The 16,579-nt window shown below is 73.4% G+C and carries 18 protein-coding genes; 11 read left to right on the top strand and 7 right to left on the bottom strand.

The window, feature by feature from the left end; genetic code table 11:
* The first annotated feature begins 22 nt into the window (after positions 1–22).
* Positions 23–1,372: a DUF1501 domain-containing protein gene (locus ASG49_RS05555; protein ID WP_082533800.1), complete on the top strand. Its 1,350-nt coding sequence runs from the start codon at positions 23–25 to the stop codon at positions 1,370–1,372.
* Between the two features lie 40 nt (positions 1,373–1,412).
* A complete protein-coding gene (locus tag ASG49_RS05550; protein WP_082533799.1) occupies positions 1,413–2,552 on the top strand; it encodes a sorbosone dehydrogenase family protein in 1,140 nt (379 codons plus the stop codon).
* A 19-nt stretch (positions 2,553–2,571) separates the two neighbouring features.
* Here the strand turns inward: ASG49_RS05550 and ASG49_RS05545 are convergent, their stop codons facing one another.
* Entirely contained in the window at positions 2,572–2,835 is a 264-nt protein-coding gene (locus tag ASG49_RS05545) for a hypothetical protein (protein WP_156384196.1), read from the bottom strand.
* A gap of 109 nt (positions 2,836–2,944) precedes the next feature.
* On the opposite strand from ASG49_RS05545, the gene ASG49_RS05540 reads away from it, so the two are divergent.
* Complete coding sequence (locus tag ASG49_RS05540) at positions 2,945–4,324, top strand: M15 family metallopeptidase (protein ID WP_056538114.1); 1,380 nt, start codon at positions 2,945–2,947, stop codon at positions 4,322–4,324.
* A 3-nt stretch (positions 4,325–4,327) separates the two neighbouring features.
* Here the strand turns inward: ASG49_RS05540 and ASG49_RS05535 are convergent, their stop codons facing one another.
* Positions 4,328–4,522: a hypothetical protein gene (locus ASG49_RS05535; RefSeq protein ID WP_056538111.1), complete on the bottom strand. Its 195-nt coding sequence runs from the start codon at positions 4,520–4,522 to the stop codon at positions 4,328–4,330.
* Between ASG49_RS05535 and map the strand changes: the two genes are divergently transcribed.
* The 4 genes from map (at position 4,521) to ASG49_RS05515 (ending at position 8,882) form a co-directional block, all read left to right on the top strand.
* On the top strand, positions 4,521–5,396 hold the full coding sequence (gene map / locus ASG49_RS05530) for a type I methionyl aminopeptidase (RefSeq protein ID WP_056538109.1): 876 nt from the start codon (positions 4,521–4,523) through the stop codon (positions 5,394–5,396). The two genes, ASG49_RS05535 and map, sit on opposite strands and share 2 nt — an antisense overlap.
* A gap of 66 nt (positions 5,397–5,462) precedes the next feature.
* Positions 5,463–7,058 carry a circularly permuted type 2 ATP-grasp protein gene (locus ASG49_RS05525; protein ID WP_056539839.1) on the top strand — a complete coding sequence of 532 codons (1,596 nt, stop codon included), beginning with the start codon at positions 5,463–5,465 and terminating at the stop codon, positions 7,056–7,058.
* Entirely contained in the window at positions 7,052–7,987 is a 936-nt protein-coding gene (locus tag ASG49_RS05520) for an alpha-E domain-containing protein (protein ID WP_056538107.1), read from the top strand. Before ASG49_RS05525 ends, ASG49_RS05520 begins: the two co-directional genes overlap by 7 nt.
* 49 nt (positions 7,988–8,036) lie before the next feature.
* Positions 8,037–8,882, top strand: coding sequence for a transglutaminase family protein (locus tag ASG49_RS05515; protein ID WP_082533798.1), 846 nt, complete (start codon positions 8,037–8,039; stop codon positions 8,880–8,882).
* A gap of 252 nt (positions 8,883–9,134) precedes the next feature.
* Here ASG49_RS05515 and ASG49_RS19040 read toward each other — a convergent pair whose 3' ends face one another.
* Complete coding sequence (locus ASG49_RS19040; RefSeq protein WP_056538104.1) at positions 9,135–9,686, bottom strand: hypothetical protein; 552 nt, start codon at positions 9,684–9,686, stop codon at positions 9,135–9,137.
* Between the two features lie 112 nt (positions 9,687–9,798).
* On the opposite strand from ASG49_RS19040, the gene ASG49_RS05505 reads away from it, so the two are divergent.
* Positions 9,799–10,065: a hypothetical protein gene (locus ASG49_RS05505; RefSeq protein WP_056538103.1), complete on the top strand. Its 267-nt coding sequence runs from the start codon at positions 9,799–9,801 to the stop codon at positions 10,063–10,065.
* Between the two features lie 60 nt (positions 10,066–10,125).
* Here ASG49_RS05505 and aqpZ read toward each other — a convergent pair whose 3' ends face one another.
* Entirely contained in the window at positions 10,126–10,881 is a 756-nt protein-coding gene (aqpZ, locus tag ASG49_RS05500; RefSeq protein WP_056538100.1) for an aquaporin Z, read from the bottom strand.
* 121 nt (positions 10,882–11,002) lie between these two features.
* A complete protein-coding gene (locus tag ASG49_RS05495; protein WP_056538097.1) occupies positions 11,003–12,139 on the bottom strand; it encodes a DUF3500 domain-containing protein in 1,137 nt (378 codons plus the stop codon).
* Between the two features lie 48 nt (positions 12,140–12,187).
* Between ASG49_RS05495 and ASG49_RS05490 the strand changes: the two genes are divergently transcribed.
* Genes ASG49_RS05490 through ASG49_RS05480 form a run of 3 tightly spaced genes read left to right on the top strand, consistent with a single transcriptional unit; the run spans position 12,188 to position 13,845 of the window.
* Positions 12,188–12,508 carry a putative quinol monooxygenase gene (locus ASG49_RS05490; RefSeq protein ID WP_056538095.1) on the top strand — a complete coding sequence of 107 codons (321 nt, stop codon included), beginning with the start codon at positions 12,188–12,190 and terminating at the stop codon, positions 12,506–12,508.
* Positions 12,509–12,515: 7 nt separating this feature from the next.
* Complete coding sequence (locus tag ASG49_RS05485) at positions 12,516–12,926, top strand: nucleoside deaminase (RefSeq protein ID WP_056538091.1); 411 nt, start codon at positions 12,516–12,518, stop codon at positions 12,924–12,926.
* 1 nt (position 12,927) lies between these two features.
* Positions 12,928–13,845 carry an LLM class F420-dependent oxidoreductase gene (locus tag ASG49_RS05480; RefSeq protein WP_056538088.1) on the top strand — a complete coding sequence of 306 codons (918 nt, stop codon included), beginning with the start codon at positions 12,928–12,930 and terminating at the stop codon, positions 13,843–13,845.
* Here ASG49_RS05480 and ASG49_RS05475 read toward each other — a convergent pair.
* Positions 13,842–14,828, bottom strand: coding sequence for an LLM class flavin-dependent oxidoreductase (locus tag ASG49_RS05475; RefSeq protein ID WP_056538085.1), 987 nt, complete (start codon positions 14,826–14,828; stop codon positions 13,842–13,844). The two genes, ASG49_RS05480 and ASG49_RS05475, sit on opposite strands and share 4 nt — an antisense overlap.
* Positions 14,829–14,934: 106 nt before the next feature.
* Positions 14,935–16,470 carry an AMP-binding protein gene (locus ASG49_RS05470; protein WP_056538082.1) on the bottom strand — a complete coding sequence of 512 codons (1,536 nt, stop codon included), beginning with the start codon at positions 16,468–16,470 and terminating at the stop codon, positions 14,935–14,937.
* Between the last annotated feature and the right edge of the window lie 109 nt (positions 16,471–16,579).

The raw sequence follows: 16,579 nt of genomic DNA, 5'->3' as shown, positions 1-16,579 counted from the left end.
CCCGAGCACCGAGGACACCCCGATGAGCCACCCCCCGCACTCCCCCGTCGGCCCGTCCGGCACCCCCGTCGCCGGCCCCGTCGCCAGCCCCGTCACCGGCACCGACGGCTGCTGCGCCGAGCTCGCGCGCGTCGGCGCGTCGCGCCGTCGCGTCCTGCAGGGCGCCCTCGGCCTCGGCGGCGCGATGGCGGTGACCCAGCTGTTCGGCGAGTCGGTGATGCAGACCAGCTACGCCGGCACGCCGGGCGGCAACGTGCTGGTGGTGCTGTCGCTGCGCGGGGGCATCGACGGCCTCGGGGTGGTGGTCCCCCACGGCGACGCCGGCTACTACAAGGTGCGGCCGACGACCGCGGTGCCCAAGGACCAGCTGGTCTGCGCCGACGCGATGTTCGGGCTGCACCCCAAGATGGCGCCGCTGAAGCCGTTCTGGACCTCCGGCGAGCTGGCCGCGATCCAGGCCGTCGGGCTGCCCGCTCCCAACCGCTCGCACTTCTCGGCCATCGAGGAGATCGAGGACGCCGCCCCGGGATCCGAGGCGCGCTCGGGCTGGGTCAACCGGATGATCGGCATGGGCCCCAGCTCGGCCACCGGGGGCGTCCTGGACGCCGTGCAGCTGGGCCTGAACTACCCGACCACCGCGCTGTCCGGCGACCGCTCGGTGATGGCGACCAACGACCTCTCGCGGCTCGCGCTGCCCGGGCTCGACACCTCGGTCCCCGAGCGCCGCTACGGCAGCCTCGCCGCCGCCTGGTCCGGTGCGACCGGCCCCCTGGCCCGCAGCGCCGCCGACGCCGTCACGGTCTCCAAGACCGCCGGCTCGACGATCGCGGGCGTGGCAGCCGGCAGCACGCCGTACCCCACGGTCTGGAACGCCGATCCGTTCGCCGCGCCGCTGAAGAGCGCGGCCCGGCTGATCCGGGCCGACGTCGGCACCGACGTGATCGCGATCGACGCCGGCTCCTGGGACTTCCACACCGGCTACGGCACCACCGGCTGGGGCAGCATGCAGTCGGGGATCGACGGGCTGGCGCAGTCGCTCGCGGCCTTCCTGACCGACCTGGGCCCGCTGCGCAGCCGCGTCACCGTCGTGACCATCTCGGAGTTCGGCCGCCGGGTGCAGGAGAACGGCAGCCAGGGCTTCGACCACGGCTGGGGCAACATGATGCTGGTCGCCGGCGCCGGGGTGAGGGGCGGGCGCTACTTCGGCCGCTGGCCCGGGCTCGGTGCCGCCGAGCTCGCCGAGGGCGACCTCAAGGTCACCACCGACTACCGCCAGGTCCTGGGCGAGGTGCTCGCCAAGCGCTTCCCGGACCGGTCGCTGCCGACCGTCTTCCCCGGCGTGACGCCCGCCACCTTGGGATTCATGGCCTGAGTCCCACGCGGCTGTCGGTGACCGCGGTTACCGTCGTCGCATGCGCCGACCGATCCTCGTGGCCCTGCTGGTGGCCGCCGCACTCACCGTGTCCCTGCTGCCGGCGCGGTTCGCGACGAGCCCTCCGGCCTCGGCCGCCGACCCGGCGCTCCGGGTCACCACCGTCGCCTCGGGCCTGGCCCTGCCCTGGGACGTCCAGCCCCTCCCCGACGGGCGGCTGCTGGTCACCGAGCGCGCCAGCAAGCGGCTGCTGCTGGTCGACGGCGGCGCCGTGCGGCCGGTGAGCTACGACTCCCGCTCGGTGTGGAGCAGCGGCGAGACCGGGCTGATGGGGCTCGAGGTCGACCCCGGCTTCTCCTCCAACCGGCGCTTCTACACCTGCCAGGGCGGCTACCGCGGCACCGGCCACGACGTCCGCGTCATGGCCTGGCGGCTGTCGCCGGACGGTCGCAGCGCCGCGTACGCGGGCGCCCTGCTGACCGGCCTGCCCGCCACCAGCGGGCGCCACGGCGGCTGCCGCCTCCTGATCACCCGCGGCGGCGCCCTCCTGGTCGGCACCGGCGACGCCGCGGTCGGGACCAACCCCCGCAACCTGCGCAGCCTGGGCGGCAAGGTCCTGCGCCTGCGCCTCTCGGGCGCCCCCTGGCCCTCCAACCCGTTCGTGCGCAGCGCCTCGCGCACCAAGCGCTACGTCCTGACCTACGGCCACCGCAACGTGCAGGGCCTCGCCCAGCGCAGCGACGGCAGCCTGTGGTCGGTCGAGCACGGACCCGCCCGTGACGACGAGGTCAACCGGCTGGTGCGTCGCGGCGACTACGGCTGGCAGCCGACGCCGGGCTACGACGAGAGCCGGCCGATGACCGACCACGCGCTGCGGGGCACGCAGCAGGGAGCCCGGTGGCGCTCCGGGTCCTCGACCATCGCCACCTCCGGCGCCGCCTGGGTCTCGGGCTCCCGCTGGGGGTCGTTGAACGGCACGCTCGCCGTCGCCGCGCTCAAGGGCCAGCGGATGCTCTTCCTGACCTTCGACCGCAACGGCCGGCTGACCCGCTCCACGACCCCGGCCGCGTTGCGCGGCTATGGCCGGCTCCGTTCGGTGACGCCGCTGCCGGGCGGCGACCTGCTGGTCACCACCGCCAACGGCAGCGACGACCGGGTGCTCCGGGTCTCGCCGGCCTAGCCGCACCGACCCGCGGGCGTCAGCCGGCCCAGCCGAGCTGGCGGGTGCCGAGCACGATGGTCGGCAGCCACAGCGCGAAGCCGATCGCCGGCAGCCACAGCACCCGGCGCGGGTGCGGGTCGAACCACCGCAGCGCGATCGCGAACAGCAGCAGCCACAGCAGCACGAACAGCGTCGTGACCCACCAGGGAGCGACGTTGGCGGTGCCCAGGTCGAGGAACAGCAGGCACGCCATCGCCCCCATGCCGACGAAGCCCCACGGGGGCGGCTGCTGCCTCACCACGGCGATCACCTTACGCAGCCCGTCGTCCTGACCTAGCGTGTGCTCACGCGTCACACGCGCACCACCCGTGCGTGCGTCCCTCGCTCCACCGCCGCGCTCGGAGGCTGCCGTGCACCACCCCCGCCCCACCCCCGCCCTGCTCGTCCTCGTCGCGCTGCTCAGCGCCGCGCTCGGGCTCGGGTCCTCGCCCGCCGTGGCCGCCGCCCCGGCGGTGGGCACCACCACCGCCCTGGTCGCGCCCACCGGCAAGGCCGGCCTGGCCGCGCCGTTCCGGGCCACGTTGCGCGGCGACGACGCCGCGGCCCTGGGCGGCCGCGCGCTCACCCTGCAGCGGTCCTCTTCCTCGTCCTGGTCGACGGTCGCCACGGTGAGGACCGGCGCCGACGGCACCGCGACCTTCTCGGTCGTGCTCCCGGCCGGCGCGACCACCTGGCGCGCGGTGTGGGCGGGCGACGCGTCGTACGCCGGCTCGACCTCCCCCACCGCCACGGCCACCGGTCAGGTCCTCGCCTCGACCCTGACCCTCGACGGCCCGACCTCGGTGGTCGACGAGCGGTCGGTCACGCTGACCGGTCGCTGGCTGGCCTCCGACTCCTCGCCCGTCACCGGTGCCGCCGTCGCGGTGCAGCAGCGCACCGGCAGCACCTGGACGACGCGGCGCACCCTGCGGACCAGCGCCACCGGCCGCTGGTCGCTGGCCGTGACGCCGCGCACCGACACCACCTGGCGCGTCACCGGCGCCGCCGGCTCGTGGTGGCGGGGCGCCACGTCCGCCGCGCACACCGTCGACAACCGACCCGCCGGCACCCCCGTCGTGCTGCCGGCCGCCGCGCCGCGACCCACGGCGCTGCCGGCCCAGGCCCGCGCCACCGGGGCCGGCGCCAACGCGGTCGTCACGACGGTGCCCGCCGCGGTGTGGCGCTCCATGGTCGGCCGCAGCTGGCACCGCGGCTGCCCGATCGGCCGCTCCAGCCTGCGGCTGCTGCGCGTCAACTACTGGGGCTTCGACGGCTACCGCTACCGCGGCGAGATGGTGCTCGCCACCGCCGTCGCCGGACGCGCCGCCGCGGCGCTCCGGGACATGTACGCCCAGCAGCTGCCGATCCGCAGCATGTACCGCGTGGACCGGTTCGGCTGGAGCTCACGGGTGCGCGGCGCCGACGACCACGCCTCGATGCGGGCCGACAACACCTCGGCCTTCAACTGCCGCTGGGTGGTCAACAAGCCCGGCGTGATGTCGCCCCACGCCCGTGGCCGCGCCATCGACCTCAACACGTGGGAGAACCCCTACCGCTCCGCCACGGGCTGGGTGCCCAACTCCTGGTGGTCGACCCGCAGCCACCCCCGGGTCGCCTGGCGGTCGGCCTCGCACCCGGTGGTCCGGATCTGGCGGGCGCACGGCTTCCGCTGGACCTACGGCACGGGTGACAGCCAGCACGTCGACGGTCGCACCGCCACCGTCACGGTGGCCGGCAGCTTCGTCGGCTGAGCCTCAGGCGCGGGCGTCGCCCTCGGCGGCGTCCGCGTCCTCCTCGGAGCCCTCCCAGGCCTCGTTGCGCTCCTCGACCTTGTCCAGCGCCCGCGAGGCCTCGGCCTCGGAGTCGTAGGGGCCGAGGCGGTCCTTGGCCTTGCAGCCGTCGGCGCCCTCGACGGCGTGGTGGTTCAGGCAGTACCAGAACTGGCTCATGAGCAGCGAAACTACACTCGTCGCCGTGACTGCCATAGCCCCCGGACGCGTCTCGCCCCGCCGGCCCGTCCCGGACTCCATCGTCCGTCCGGAGTACGTCGACCGGCCCGAGCCGCGACCGTTCACCGGCAACGAGGTCAAGGACGCGGACACCATCGAGCGGATGCGCGCCGCCTCCCGCCTGGCGGCGCAGGCGCGCGAGCTCGTGGGGTCGCACGTCGCCCCCGGTGTCACCACCGACGAGCTCGACCGGATCGGCCACGAGTTCCTCTGCGACCACGGCGCCTACCCCTCCACGCTCGGCTACAAGGGGTTCCCCAAGTCGCTGTGCTCGAGCGTCAACGAGGTGATCTGCCACGGCATCCCGGACAGCTACGAGGTGCAGGACGGCGACATCGTGAACATCGACGTCACGGCATACCTCGACGGCGTCCACGGCGACACCAACGCCACCTTCCTCACCCCGGGCGTGACCCAGGAGGTGCGCGACCTCGTCGACCACACCCGCGAGGCACTGTCGCGGGCGATCCGGGCGGTCCGGCCGGGCCGCCGGATCAACGTCGTCGGTCGGGTGATCGAGTCCTACGCCCGGCGCCACGGCTACGGCGTGGTCCGGGAGTTCACCGGTCACGGCATCGGCACCCACTTCCACAGCGGGCTGGTGGTACCGCACTACGACGACTCCTACTACGACGACCTGATCCGCCCCGGCATGACGTTCACGATCGAGCCGATGCTCAACCTCGGCACCCACGAGTGGGAGATGTGGGACGACGGCTGGACCGTCGTGACCCGTGACCGTCGTCCCTCGGCGCAGTTCGAGCACACCCTGCTCGTCACCGAGACGGGCGCCGAGGTCCTCACCGAGCCCTGAGCCCGCGAGTGCGGACGCGCCACACGGCCGACACACGTCGCCGCTAGGGTCGCCCCCGTGACCGGGATGTTCGAGGACTACGCCAGCGGGATGGGGGCGGCGTACGACGAGATGTACGACGCCACCGACCTGCGCACCCCCTACCGCCAGCTCCAGCCGTCCCTGCAGGAGATGGGACCGGCCGAGCTGCAGACCCGGGTGGAGGCGCTGCAGTCGAGCTACCTCGACCAGGGCGTGACCTTCGACATCGGCGGCGAGGAACGGGCCTTCCCGCTCGACGTGCTGCCGCGCGTGATCGAGATGGACCAGTGGGCCAAGGTCGAGGCCGGCGTCCAGCAGCGGGTGGCCACGCTCGAGAAGTTCCTCGCCGACGTCTACGACGCCGGCGAGGTGCTCAACGACGGGGTGGTCCCCCGCCGCGTCATCACCACCTCCTCGCACTTCCACCGTGCCGCCGCCGGGATCGAGCCGCCCAACGGCGTGCGCGTCCACGTGAGCGGCATCGACCTGATCCGCGACGACGATGGCGAGTTCCGCGTCCTGGAGGACAACGTCCGGGTGCCCTCCGGCGTCTCCTACGTGATGACCAACCGTCGCGCGATCGCGGCCGCGCTGCCCGAGGTCTTCGCCGAGCACCGCATCCGCCCGGTCGCGGGCTACCCCCAGAAGCTGCTCACCGCGCTGCGCGCCGCGGCGCCCGCCGGTGTCACCGACCCCAACGTCGTGGTGCTCACGCCCGGCGTCTTCAACGGCGCCTACTTCGAGCACGCGCTGCTCGCCCGCACCATGGGCGTCGAGCTGGTCGAGGGCCGCGACCTGGAGTGCCGCCGCGGCCGCGTGATGATGCGCACCACCCAGGGCCTGGAGCCGGTGCACGTGATCTACCGCCGCGTCGACGACGAGTTCCTCGACCCGGTGCACTTCCGCAGCACCTCGCTGCTCGGCTGCTCGGGGCTGCTCAACGCCGCCCGGGCCGGCAACGTCACCATCGCCAACGCGGTCGGCAACGGCGTGGCCGACGACAAGCTCGTCTACACCTACCTGCCCGACCTGGTGCGCTACTACTTGGGCGAGGAGCCGATCCTCAACAACGTCGACACCTGGCGGCTCGGTGACGCCGACCACCGCGAGGAGGTCATGGACCGCCTCGACGAGCTGGTCCTCAAGCCCGTCGACGGTTCGGGCGGCAAGGGCATCGTGATCGGCCCGCACGCGACCCGCGCCGAGCTCGACGAGCTGCGCGAGAAGGTGCTGGCCGATCCCCGGTCGTGGATCGCGCAGCCGGTCATCCAGCTCAGCACCGTGCCGACCTACGTCAACGGCGTGATGCGTCCCCGCCACGTCGACCTGCGCCCCTTCGCCGTCAACGACGGCCACCGGGTGTGGGTGCTGCCGGGCGGGCTGACCCGGGTCGCGCTGGGCGAGGGCGAGCTGATCGTGAACTCCTCGCGCGGTGGCGGCTCCAAGGACACCTGGGTGCTGGCCGGAAAGAGCCGCCCGGTGATCCGGGTCGAGCCCGAGCGCGTGCTGCCCCACGCCACCCCGCAGGACGTCGGCCCGGCCCTGGAGTCGTTCTCCAGCCAGCAGGACCAGCAGCAGCAGCAGGTCTCGACGGGCTCGACCGACGGGGCCGACGAGACCACCGAGGAGCAGCCGTGCTGAGCCGGATCGCGGAGTCCCTGTTCTGGATCGGCCGCTACGTCGAGCGGGCCGAGGACACCGCCCGCATCCTCGACGTGCAGACCCAGCTGATCCTCGAGGACCCGGGCGTCGACGAGGGGACGACCTGCCGCAGCCTGCTCTCGATCATGGGCGTGGAGGTCGACCCCGAGGACACCGCGACCACGATCGACACGGCCGAGGTGCTGCGCGTCCTGGCCTACGACACCTCCTCGAGCGCGTCCATCGCCGCCACCCTCGCCGCGGCCCGCGAGAGCGCCCGGCGCGCGCGCGAGACGCTGTCGACCTCGATGTGGGAGGCGATGAACACCACCTACCGCGCCATCCCCTCGGGCCACTTCCGCTCGATGCGCCCGCCGGTCGCCTTCCGCTGGGTGCGCGACCGCGCCGCGCAGATCAACGGCATCGGCGAGGCCACCATGACCCGCGACGAGGGCTACCAGTTCCTCGTGCTCGGCCGCTCCATCGAGCGCGCCGACATGACCTCGCGGCTCGTCGCGACGGCGGCGCTCACCTCGGGCTCCGCCTGGGGCACCTCGTTGCGCGCCTGCGGTGCCTACGAGGCGTTCCTGCGCACCTACAAGGGCCTGGAGACCGAGCGCGGCGCGGCGGAGTTCCTGCTGCTCGACCGGCTCTTCCCCCGCTCGGTCGTCTTCGGCCTCACCCAGGCCGAGCGGGCGCTGGAGAGCCTGGAGTCCGCCGGCACCCGCGTGGGCGTGCAGAACGAGGCGCAGCGGCTGCTCGGGCGCACCCGCGCCGAGCTGGAGTACCGCTCGCTGTCCGACTTCGTCACCGAGCTGCCCAGCGAGATGGAGCGCCTCCAGCGCACCTGCGCGCTGGCGACCGACGCGATCACCCGGCGCTACTTCGCCGGCGCGGAGGCGACCGAGTGGCACGGGGTGCGGGCATGAGCACCCGCTGCGTCCCGACGTACGCCCCCACCTGCGAAGAGGGAGACCGATGAGCCTGCAGCTGCGCATCGTCCACACCACCGGCTTCGAGTACGACGGCAAGGCCAACACCTCGTTCAACGAGGCCCGGCTGACCCCGGTGACCCTGCCCGGCCAGATCGTCGTGCACTCGCGGGTCGAGGTCTCGCCGACGCCCTGGACCTACACCTACCGCGACTACTGGGGCTCCCAGGTGACCGCGTTCGAGGTCCTCGACCCCCACACGTCGCTCACCGTCACCGCGGCCGCGACGGTGCAGACCGACCGGACGCCCGCGGGCGACCCGGTGCTGTCGTGGGAGCAGCTGCGCGAGCCGCGGCTGGTCGACGCCCACACCGACTACCTCACCCTGCCCGACCGGGTCGCGCCCTCGGCCGACCTGGTGGCGACCGCCCAGGACGTCGTACGCCGCACGGCCAGCCCGTCGGAGGCCGCCCGCGCCCTCTGCATGCTGGTCCACGACGAGGTCAAGTACGTCTCCGGCTCGACCACCGTCGACGCCGCCGCCGCTCACTCCTGGGAACGCCGCACGGGGGTGTGCCAGGACATGGCCCACATCGCCATCGGCGCGCTGCGCGCGGTCGGGATCCCCGCCCGCTACGTCTCGGGCTACCTCCACCCCAAGGTGCAGCCCGAGGTCGGCGTGCCCGCCAAGGGCGAGTCGCACGCCTGGGTGGAGTGGTGGGACGACGGCTGGCGCGGCTTCGACCCGACCAACGCCGCCGAGCCCGGCGACCGCCACGTGGTGACCGCAGCCGGGCGCGACTACGGCGACGTCAAGCCGCTGTCCGGCATCTTCTCCGGCTCCGGCACCTCGCGGATGTTCGTCGACGTCCAGGTCACCCGCCTGGTCTGATCCCCCGGGGCTCGGTCTCGTCGTCGTCCGGGTGCGCCCCGGGCGGGGACGGCCACCACGTGGCCGGTGCGAGACCGGCCCCTGGCCGACTGCACCGAACGCCTCCGCACCAGGACCTCGGAGGGCTCGGGAGACCGTGGCAGCTGCCACCCTCTCCCGAGTCCCTCCTCGAGTGACCGTCGTCGGGACCCCTGCGCTGCCGTCGTGCATGGGGCATGCTGCAGTGACTGCGCGTGGCGTCCGAGCCGCGCCTTAGGGGAGGACCCTCACCGTGACCGACGCCAGCGACAGCAGCACCACCCCCGAGAGCTCGTCCACCTCCAGCGGCACCGCCACCTCCGGCACCGCTGCGCCCAGCACCGCCGACGCGGCGAAGGCAGCGAGCGCTCCGGCCACGTCCGGCGAGTCGGAGTCCGGGCACGCCAGCGGTCGTACGACGTCCGGCGGATCCTCCTCGAGCACCTCCGCGACGCCCGCCACGGCCACCCCCGCGAAGAAGACCCCAGCGAGGAAGACCCCCGCGAAGAAGAGCGCGACCACCAAGAGCGCCGCCAAGAAGACGCCGGCCACGAAGTCGTCCACGTCCGCGGCGAAGAAGTCCACGGCGAAGAAGTCCCCGGCCACGAAGTCCCCCGCGAAGAAGGCATCCACCTCCTCGCCCGCCACGAAGTCGACCGCGAAGAAGACCACGACGAAGAAGGCCCCGGCCACGAAGTCCCCCACCACCTCCTCCGCCACCTCCTCGGCCGCCGGCTCGGCGACCGCCGGGGGCCGCCAGGTCGACGCCCAGAAGGCGCTGGCCAAGAAGTCCGCGGTCGGTCAGGCGCCTGCCGCCTCGGACTCCTCGGACCCCTCGGGCCGTTTCGAGCTCACCCCCGCGGCCATCGAGCACATCGCCCGCGAGACCGCCGAGCGGGTGACCAGGGAGCTGACCGGTCAGATCACCAAGACCCTCTCGCTGCTGGAGAAGGAGACCACCCGCGCCCGCAAGGCCGCCGCCAAGGCCGCCGACACCGCGGGTTCGGTCGCCTCCGCGATCGACCCGCGTCGGATCGCGCGCTCGTCGAAGAAGAAGGCGGACGCCGCCTCGACCAAGAACGCGAAGGACACCAAGGACGCCAAGGGCGCGAAGAGCGGCAAGAAGTCCAAGACGTCGAAGAAGACCAAGGGCAAGAAGAAGTAGCACCCGTTACGGACCTCGGCCCGACCCGTGCGCGACACGGGTGGGCCGGGGTCTCGCGCATCAGGCGGTGGCGGCCGCGGCCGTCGGCTCCTCACGCGGCTGCCGCCCGAAGACCGGGGCGTAGGTCAGCCCGGCCAGCACGGCGCCGACGAGCGGCGCCAGCACGAACAACCACAGCTGCTCCACGGCCGTGCCCCCGGCCACCAGGGCCGGCCCGATCGAGCGCGCCGGGTTGACCGAGGTGTTGTCGACGGGGATCGACACGAGGTGGATCAGGGTCAGGCTGAGCCCGATCGCCAGGGGCGCGAAGGCCTGCGGCGCCCGGGCGTCGGTGACGCCGAGGATCGTCCAGACGAACAGCGCGGTCAGGACCACCTCGGCCAGCACGGCGGCCCACCAGGCGTAGCCCGCCGGGGAGGCGTCGCCGTAGCCGTTGGTGGCGAACCCCTCGGCCAGGTCGAAGCCGGGACGCCCCGTGGCGACGCCGAGCAGGATACCGGCGGCGGCGATCGCCGCGACCACCTGCGTCACGACGTACGCCGGGACGCTGCGCCACGGCAGCCGGCCCGCGACCGCGGCACCGAGCGACACGGCCGGGTTGAAGTGGCCGCCGGAGACGTGGCCGACCGCGAAGGCGGCCGTGAGCACGCTGAGCCCGAACGCCGCCGCGATGCCCGCGTTGCCGATCGCGTCGCCGGCGAGCACGGCCGCACCGCAGCCGCCGAGGACCAGGACGAAGGTGCCGAACGCCTCGGCCGCGAGGCGTCGGGAGAGGCGGGGCGTGGCGAGGGGTCGGGTGGGGTGGCGTCGGGTCACGACGGGCTCCTGTCGTCCGGGCGCCCGGGTCGTGTCCCGTGGCGCTTCCCCCGTCAGACGGGTCGGGCGCCCCGACCCTCACGCCGACGTGAGGCAGCCCACACACGACCGGCGGCCGTCCTCAGTGGTGCTGCGCCCGGTGGCGCGCCAGCACGTCGAGCCCGAAGTCGGCCTCCGGGTCGCGCCACACCGAGTGGGCGTGGTTGGCGCCGCGCTGGGTGTTGTCCCACTCCACGAGCAGCCGCGGACCCTGCAACCGGTAGTAGTGCGGCTCCCCCGGCTCGGTCGGTCCGGCCCAGGCGAAGTGCACGTCGTCGAGCGCCGCCGCGTCGTACGACGGGAGCGGCGAGACGCCCTCGGGCACCCGGTCGAAGTAGGTGCCGAGCAACGCGTGCAGCAGCTCGCGCTGCGACCTGTCGAGCAGGTGGCCGGCCACCCCCTTGGGGGCGTGGGTGTACTCCACCGTCCGGTGGTCCTCGGGGGTGTACGCCGCCGCCGCGTCGATGTCGTCGCTCAGCTTCTGCAGCTTGGCCTGCTCGGTGTCGTCGGGGAACCGCTCGTCGCGCCAGATGCCGGCCAGCGGGATCACCTGGTCGCCCTCGGAGACGCTCGACCGGTTGGCGGTGACGAAGTCCGAGGGCGCCTTGTCGAGCAGCACCGCCCGCGCCGCGAGCTCGGGCGGCAGCGACCGGACCAGCTCGCGCGCGAGGTCCTCCACGCGCGCCAGCGGACGGTTCAGCGCACCGCCGAGCAGCGGCGAGGACGCCGGGTCGGCCCCCATGAAGCACGGCGTCGTGGAGACCAGCTCGCCGCCGACCACGAGATTGTTGAGCGAGACGTGGTGGCCGCCGAAGCGCCAGCCCCACGGCGCCTCGCCGCCGGGCTCGCCGAAGACGCGGAGGTAGTACATCCCCGGGTCGCGGCCGCGCTCGCGGTCGAAGCGGGTCACGAACCCCTCGACGCGGTCGAGCACGTTCTCCAGCCCCATCGTGGTGGCGATCGTGACGTAGCCCGCCATCGACAGCCCGGTCGCGACCAGCCGCATCGCGGCGCGCTGCTGGGCGGGCCGCTGCTCGTGCACGGTGAGGCCGCCGTGGTCGGTCGGGGTGTAGAACCAGCGGCGTCGCTCGGCGTACGCCCCCTCGTCGTACGCCGGGCCGGAGCCGTGCGCGACGGCCCGCTGGTCGTCGGTGAGGGAGCCGAGCCAGGCGGTCGCCGCCTCGGCCATGTCGAGAGCGATCTGGTGACGCGCATCCATGCGGGCTAGCCTCGCCGACGACCCCATAGACGTCCACAGGAGGACCCCGTGAGCACACCCACCGACGACAACCGCGACCTGCTGACCGTGATCGCCTACATGCGCGCCGCCGAGGGGAAGACCGAGGAGCTCAAGGCCGCGCTGGAGTCGCTGATCGAGCCCACCAGCCAGGAGGACGGCTACGTCAACTACGACCTCCACCAGGGCGTCGAGGACCCGAGCTTCTTCACCTTCTACGAGAACTGGCAGTCCGGGGAGCACCTCGACGCCCACCTCGCGGCCCCCCACCTGGTCGAGTTCGCCGGCCGGATCGGTGAGCTCCTCGACGCCGACGGCCTGACCGTCAACCGCGTCCGACGCATCGCCTGACGCGCGGGTGAGCGACGCCCCCACCGCGGCCGACCACGTCCGCCGCGCGGTCGAGCTCGCCCTGGCCAACGTCGAGGACGGGGGCAAGCCGTTCGGCTGCCTGGTCGTCGACCACGCCACCGGCGAGGTGCTCCACGAGGCCACCAACCAGGTCGCGCAGACCGGCGATGTCACGGCGTACCCCTGCCCGATGTGCCTGGGCGCGCTCTACTACGCCGCGCCCGAGCAGGTGCTGTACGCCGCGACGCGCGAGCAGGAGGGCGAGCACTACGAGGACGGCGGGCGCTGCATGACGCTGGCGACCTTCTACGACGAGGTGGCGGCGCCGGCGGACCAGCAGCGGCTGCCGTCCGTCCAGGTCGAGGTCGACGACCCGACCGAGCCGTTCCGTCGTTGGACCGCGCGGCACGGGGACTGAGATGGGGTCCGCGCTGCCGCTCGGCTTCGGGCTCCCCGTCTCGGGTGCCTGGGCCACCCCGGGGTCGATGGTCCACGTCGCCCGGCGGGCCGAGGAGCTCGGCTACAGCTCGCTGTGGAGCTTCCAACGGGTGCTCTACCCCGCCGAGGGCAGCCTCGACCCGGCGTGGGACGACGCCCACAACCCGGCCAAGCGGAGCGCGCGCGACGCGTCCTACCAGCAGGTGCACGACCCGCTGCTGTCGCTGGCGCACGTCGCCTCGCACACCGAGCGCATCCGGCTCGGCACCGCGACGATCTGCGCGCCCTTCACTCCCCCGGCGCTGCTGGCCAAGTCGGTGGTGACGATGGACCACCTCAGCGGGGGCCGTTTCACACTCGGGGTCGGCATCGGCTGGATGCCCCACGAGTACGCCGCCGCGGGCGTGCCCCGCGAGCGCCGCGGGCCCCGGATGGAGGAGTACCTCCGCTGCCTCGACGCGCTGCTGACCCAGGACCCGGTCGAGTTCGCCGGGGAGTTCTACACCGTGCCGCCCTCGCAGACCGGGCCGCGACCGGTCCAGTCGCCGCGGCCGCCGGTGCTGGTCGGCGGCACGGCGCCGGCCGCGCTGCGTCGGGCGGGACGGCTGGCCGACGGCTGGATCCCGAGCACCCGGCAGTCCCTCGACGAGGTCGCCGAGGGCGCCAGGATCGTGCGCGAGGGCGCCGCCGAGGCGGGGCGCGACCCCGACGCCGTGGAGGTGCTGCTGCGCGTGGTCGTGCAGCCCGACGACGACCTCGCGCAGGTGCGGGACGACCTGCAGGGTCTCGCGGCGTACGGCGTGACGGAGGCCTTCGTCGACCTCAACTTCGCCCGGGGCACGACTGCGGCCGGGGCCGAGCGCGTGCTGGACGCGCTGGCCCCGGCCGCCGGCGACTAGATCGCGTCGACCTTCGGCATGATGTCGTTCTTGAGCCGCTTCAGGTCGTCGAGCGTCTTGGAGACCGGCACGTCGGCGAAGGGCGGCCAGATCAGCGGCATGTGCATGCCGGCCTCGGCGTAGCTCTTGAGCCGGTCGGTGATCTGCTGCTCGGTGCCGACCAGCAGGTTGGTCAGCTTGTGGTTGTCGGTCTGGTCGACCTCGGTGTCGGTGATCGTGAACCAGATCATCGAGCACATCTCGACGTCGGCGATGTCGCCGCCGAGCGGCTCGAGCTCGTCGCCGATCGCCTTGCGCCAGTTGGCCAGCTCGGTCGGGGTGTCCTGGATGCCGATCCAGCCCTTGAGGCCGTACTTGGAGATCCGGCGCGCGGAGCGGCGCGGGTCCTTGAGGCCGCTGAAGTAGATCGGCGGGCCCGGCTTTTGGACCGGGTTGTGGCCGAAGCCGGAGGGGCCGAAGTCGGCGAACTCGCCGTGGTACTCGAAGGTCTCGTTCTCCCAGATGCCCTGGCAGATCTCGATGGTCTCGCGCACGTGGCCGTGGCGGCGCGGGAACAGGTGGGTGGCGCTGGAGGCGGCGAACTCCTCGGGCATCCAGCCGGCGCCGAGGCCCACGTTGAGCCGGCCCTCGGAGAGGTGGTCGATGGTGGCGCACTCGGCGGCGAACACGCCCGGCGAGCGGTACGGCGTGTCGGTGATGCTCATCCCGATCCGGACCTTCTCGGTGCGGGCCGCCAGCCACGGCAGCAGCGGCCAGCCCTGGAACCACCTGCCCTTCGACGACACCGGCATCTGCAGCGGGAACTGGTCCATCATCCCGAACGGGTACTGCAGCTCGCCGCGGTCCGAGGCCTCCGGGACGATGATCCGGTCCAACGTCCACACGGAGTCGAACTCGAGCTCCTCGGCCAGGTCGGTCAGGTCCGCGAGCTCCTGGATCGTGACGTGTTCGCGGAACGTGGGCAGGTAGAGCGCGAGCTTCATCGGACGCCTCCAGGTGTCGGGGCGAGCCGTCGGAGCCACCCCTGCGGGTGTGACGTACCTAACAACGTGGTGCGACCGATTTCAATAGTCCGACCGACCCGTGGCGCTACCTCTCGTCGTCGGCGAACCGCTCCCGCAGCTCGCGCTTGAGCACCTTGCCGTAGTTGTTGGTGGGCAGCGCGTCGAGGACGACGTACTCCTTGGGCCGCTTGTAGCGCGCGATCCGCTCGGTGCAGGTGCGGTCGAGCGCCTCGCGGTCGAGCCCTGCTCCCTCGGCGAGCACCACGAACGCCACCACCGCCTCGCCCCACTCGTCGTCGTGGCGGCCCACGACCGCGGCCGCCGTCACGTCGGCGTGGGTCAGCAGCACCTCCTCGACCTCGCGGGGGTAGATGTTCATCCCGCCGCTGATGATCAGGTCCTTGGAGCGGTCGCGCAGCGTGAGGTAGCCGTCGTCGTCGAAGCTGCCGACGTCGCCGGTGGACAGCCAGCCGCCGCGCAGCGTGTCCGCGGTGGCCTCGGGCCGCTCCCAGTAGCCGGTCATCACCACGTCGCCGCGCACCACGACCTCGCCGACCTCGCCCGCGGGCAGCGCCCGGCCGTCCACGTCGACCACCCGCACCTCGACGTCGGTCCGCGGCGAGCCCACCCCCGAGACCCGCTCGCGCCAGCGCGGGTGGTCGCGGTCGGCGTGGTCGGCCTTGGACAGCGCGGTGATCGTCATCGGGGTCTCGCCCTGGCCGTAGATCTGGGCCAGCCGCGGCCCGAACGCCTCGAGGGCCCGCTCGAGGTCGGCGAGGTACATCGGCGCCCCGCCGTAGACGATCGTCTTCAGGCCCGGGAGCTCGGCGCCGGCCAGCACCGGGTCGGCCGCCAGCCGCTTGACCATGATCGGCGCGGCGAAGAACGACATCCCCGGCCACCGCTCGGACAGCGCGAGGAGCTCGGCCCCGCCGAAGCCGCCCGGCTCGGGCATCACGCTCACCGCCCCGCGCGCGACGTGCGGCAGGCCGTAGAGACCGGCGCCGTGCGAGAGCGGCGCGGCGTGGACGATGCTGTCGCTCGGCTGCACCGGGTCGATGTCGGCGAAGTAGCTCAGCGAGGCCATCAGCAGGTTGCGGTGGGTGAGCGTCGCGCCCTTGGGCCGCCCCGTGGTGCCGCTGGTGTAGAAGAGCCAGGCCGGGTCGTCGGGCGCCCGGTCGACCAGGTCCAGCGGCTCGGAGGCCAGCAGCCGGTCCCAGTCCTCCCCGAGGGCGAGCAGCACGGTGCGCAGCGACCCCACCTCCCCCATAAGGGAGCCGACGTCGTCGAGGTGCTCCTCGTCGGTGACGACCACCTCGGTGCCGCTGTCGGCGAGCACGAAGGCGATCTCGTCACGGTGCAGCCGGGCGTTGACGGGCACCGCGACCAGCCCGGCGTGCCACGCGGCGTACTGGGCCACGAGGTACTCCGGCCGGTTGCGCATCACGATCGCGACCCGGGTGCCCTCCGCCAGCCCCAGCTCGCCGCGCAGCCCGCCGGCCAGGGCGGCGACCCGGCCGGCCAGGTCGCCCCAGGTGTGGACCAGCCGCTCCCCCTCGGCGACCGCCGGACGCTCGCGCAGCCGGCGTCCGTTGCGCTCCACCCACGACGCCAGGTTCATCGCCACGAACCGCCTCTCCCGGCCCCGCTCCGACGGGGGCCGCGAGCAGGCTAGACGGACAGGGCCTGGTGTGACGAGGGCCACACGTGAGACCGTCCCGTGATCCGGG

This window comes from Marmoricola sp. Leaf446 (assembly GCF_001424755.1).
In the GTDB taxonomy this organism is placed as follows: Bacteria; Actinomycetota; Actinomycetes; order Propionibacteriales; family Nocardioidaceae; genus Marmoricola.
The sequence above is the reverse complement of the archived record's forward strand: the minus strand, read 5'-3'. Positions and strand labels throughout refer to the sequence as shown.

Coding starts and splice junctions, on each gene's coding strand:
- ASG49_RS05495 (WP_056538097.1), bottom strand. CDS start 12,139: ATGGATGCGCGTCACCAGATCGCTCTCGACATGGCCGAGGCGGCGACC.
- ASG49_RS05550 (WP_082533799.1), top strand. CDS start 1,413: ATGCGCCGACCGATCCTCGTGGCCCTGCTGGTGGCCGCCGCACTCACC.
- ASG49_RS05535 (WP_056538111.1), bottom strand. CDS start 4,522: ATGAGCCAGTTCTGGTACTGCCTGAACCACCACGCCGTCGAGGGCGCC.
- ASG49_RS05480 (WP_056538088.1), top strand. CDS start 12,928: ATGGGGTCCGCGCTGCCGCTCGGCTTCGGGCTCCCCGTCTCGGGTGCC.
- ASG49_RS05470 (WP_056538082.1), bottom strand. CDS start 16,470: ATGAACCTGGCGTCGTGGGTGGAGCGCAACGGACGCCGGCTGCGCGAG.
- ASG49_RS05515 (WP_082533798.1), top strand. CDS start 8,037: ATGAGCCTGCAGCTGCGCATCGTCCACACCACCGGCTTCGAGTACGAC.
- ASG49_RS05525 (WP_056539839.1), top strand. CDS start 5,463: ATGTTCGAGGACTACGCCAGCGGGATGGGGGCGGCGTACGACGAGATG.
- map (WP_056538109.1), top strand. CDS start 4,521: ATGAGCAGCGAAACTACACTCGTCGCCGTGACTGCCATAGCCCCCGGA.
- ASG49_RS05555 (WP_082533800.1), top strand. CDS start 23: ATGAGCCACCCCCCGCACTCCCCCGTCGGCCCGTCCGGCACCCCCGTC.
- ASG49_RS05475 (WP_056538085.1), bottom strand. CDS start 14,828: ATGAAGCTCGCGCTCTACCTGCCCACGTTCCGCGAACACGTCACGATC.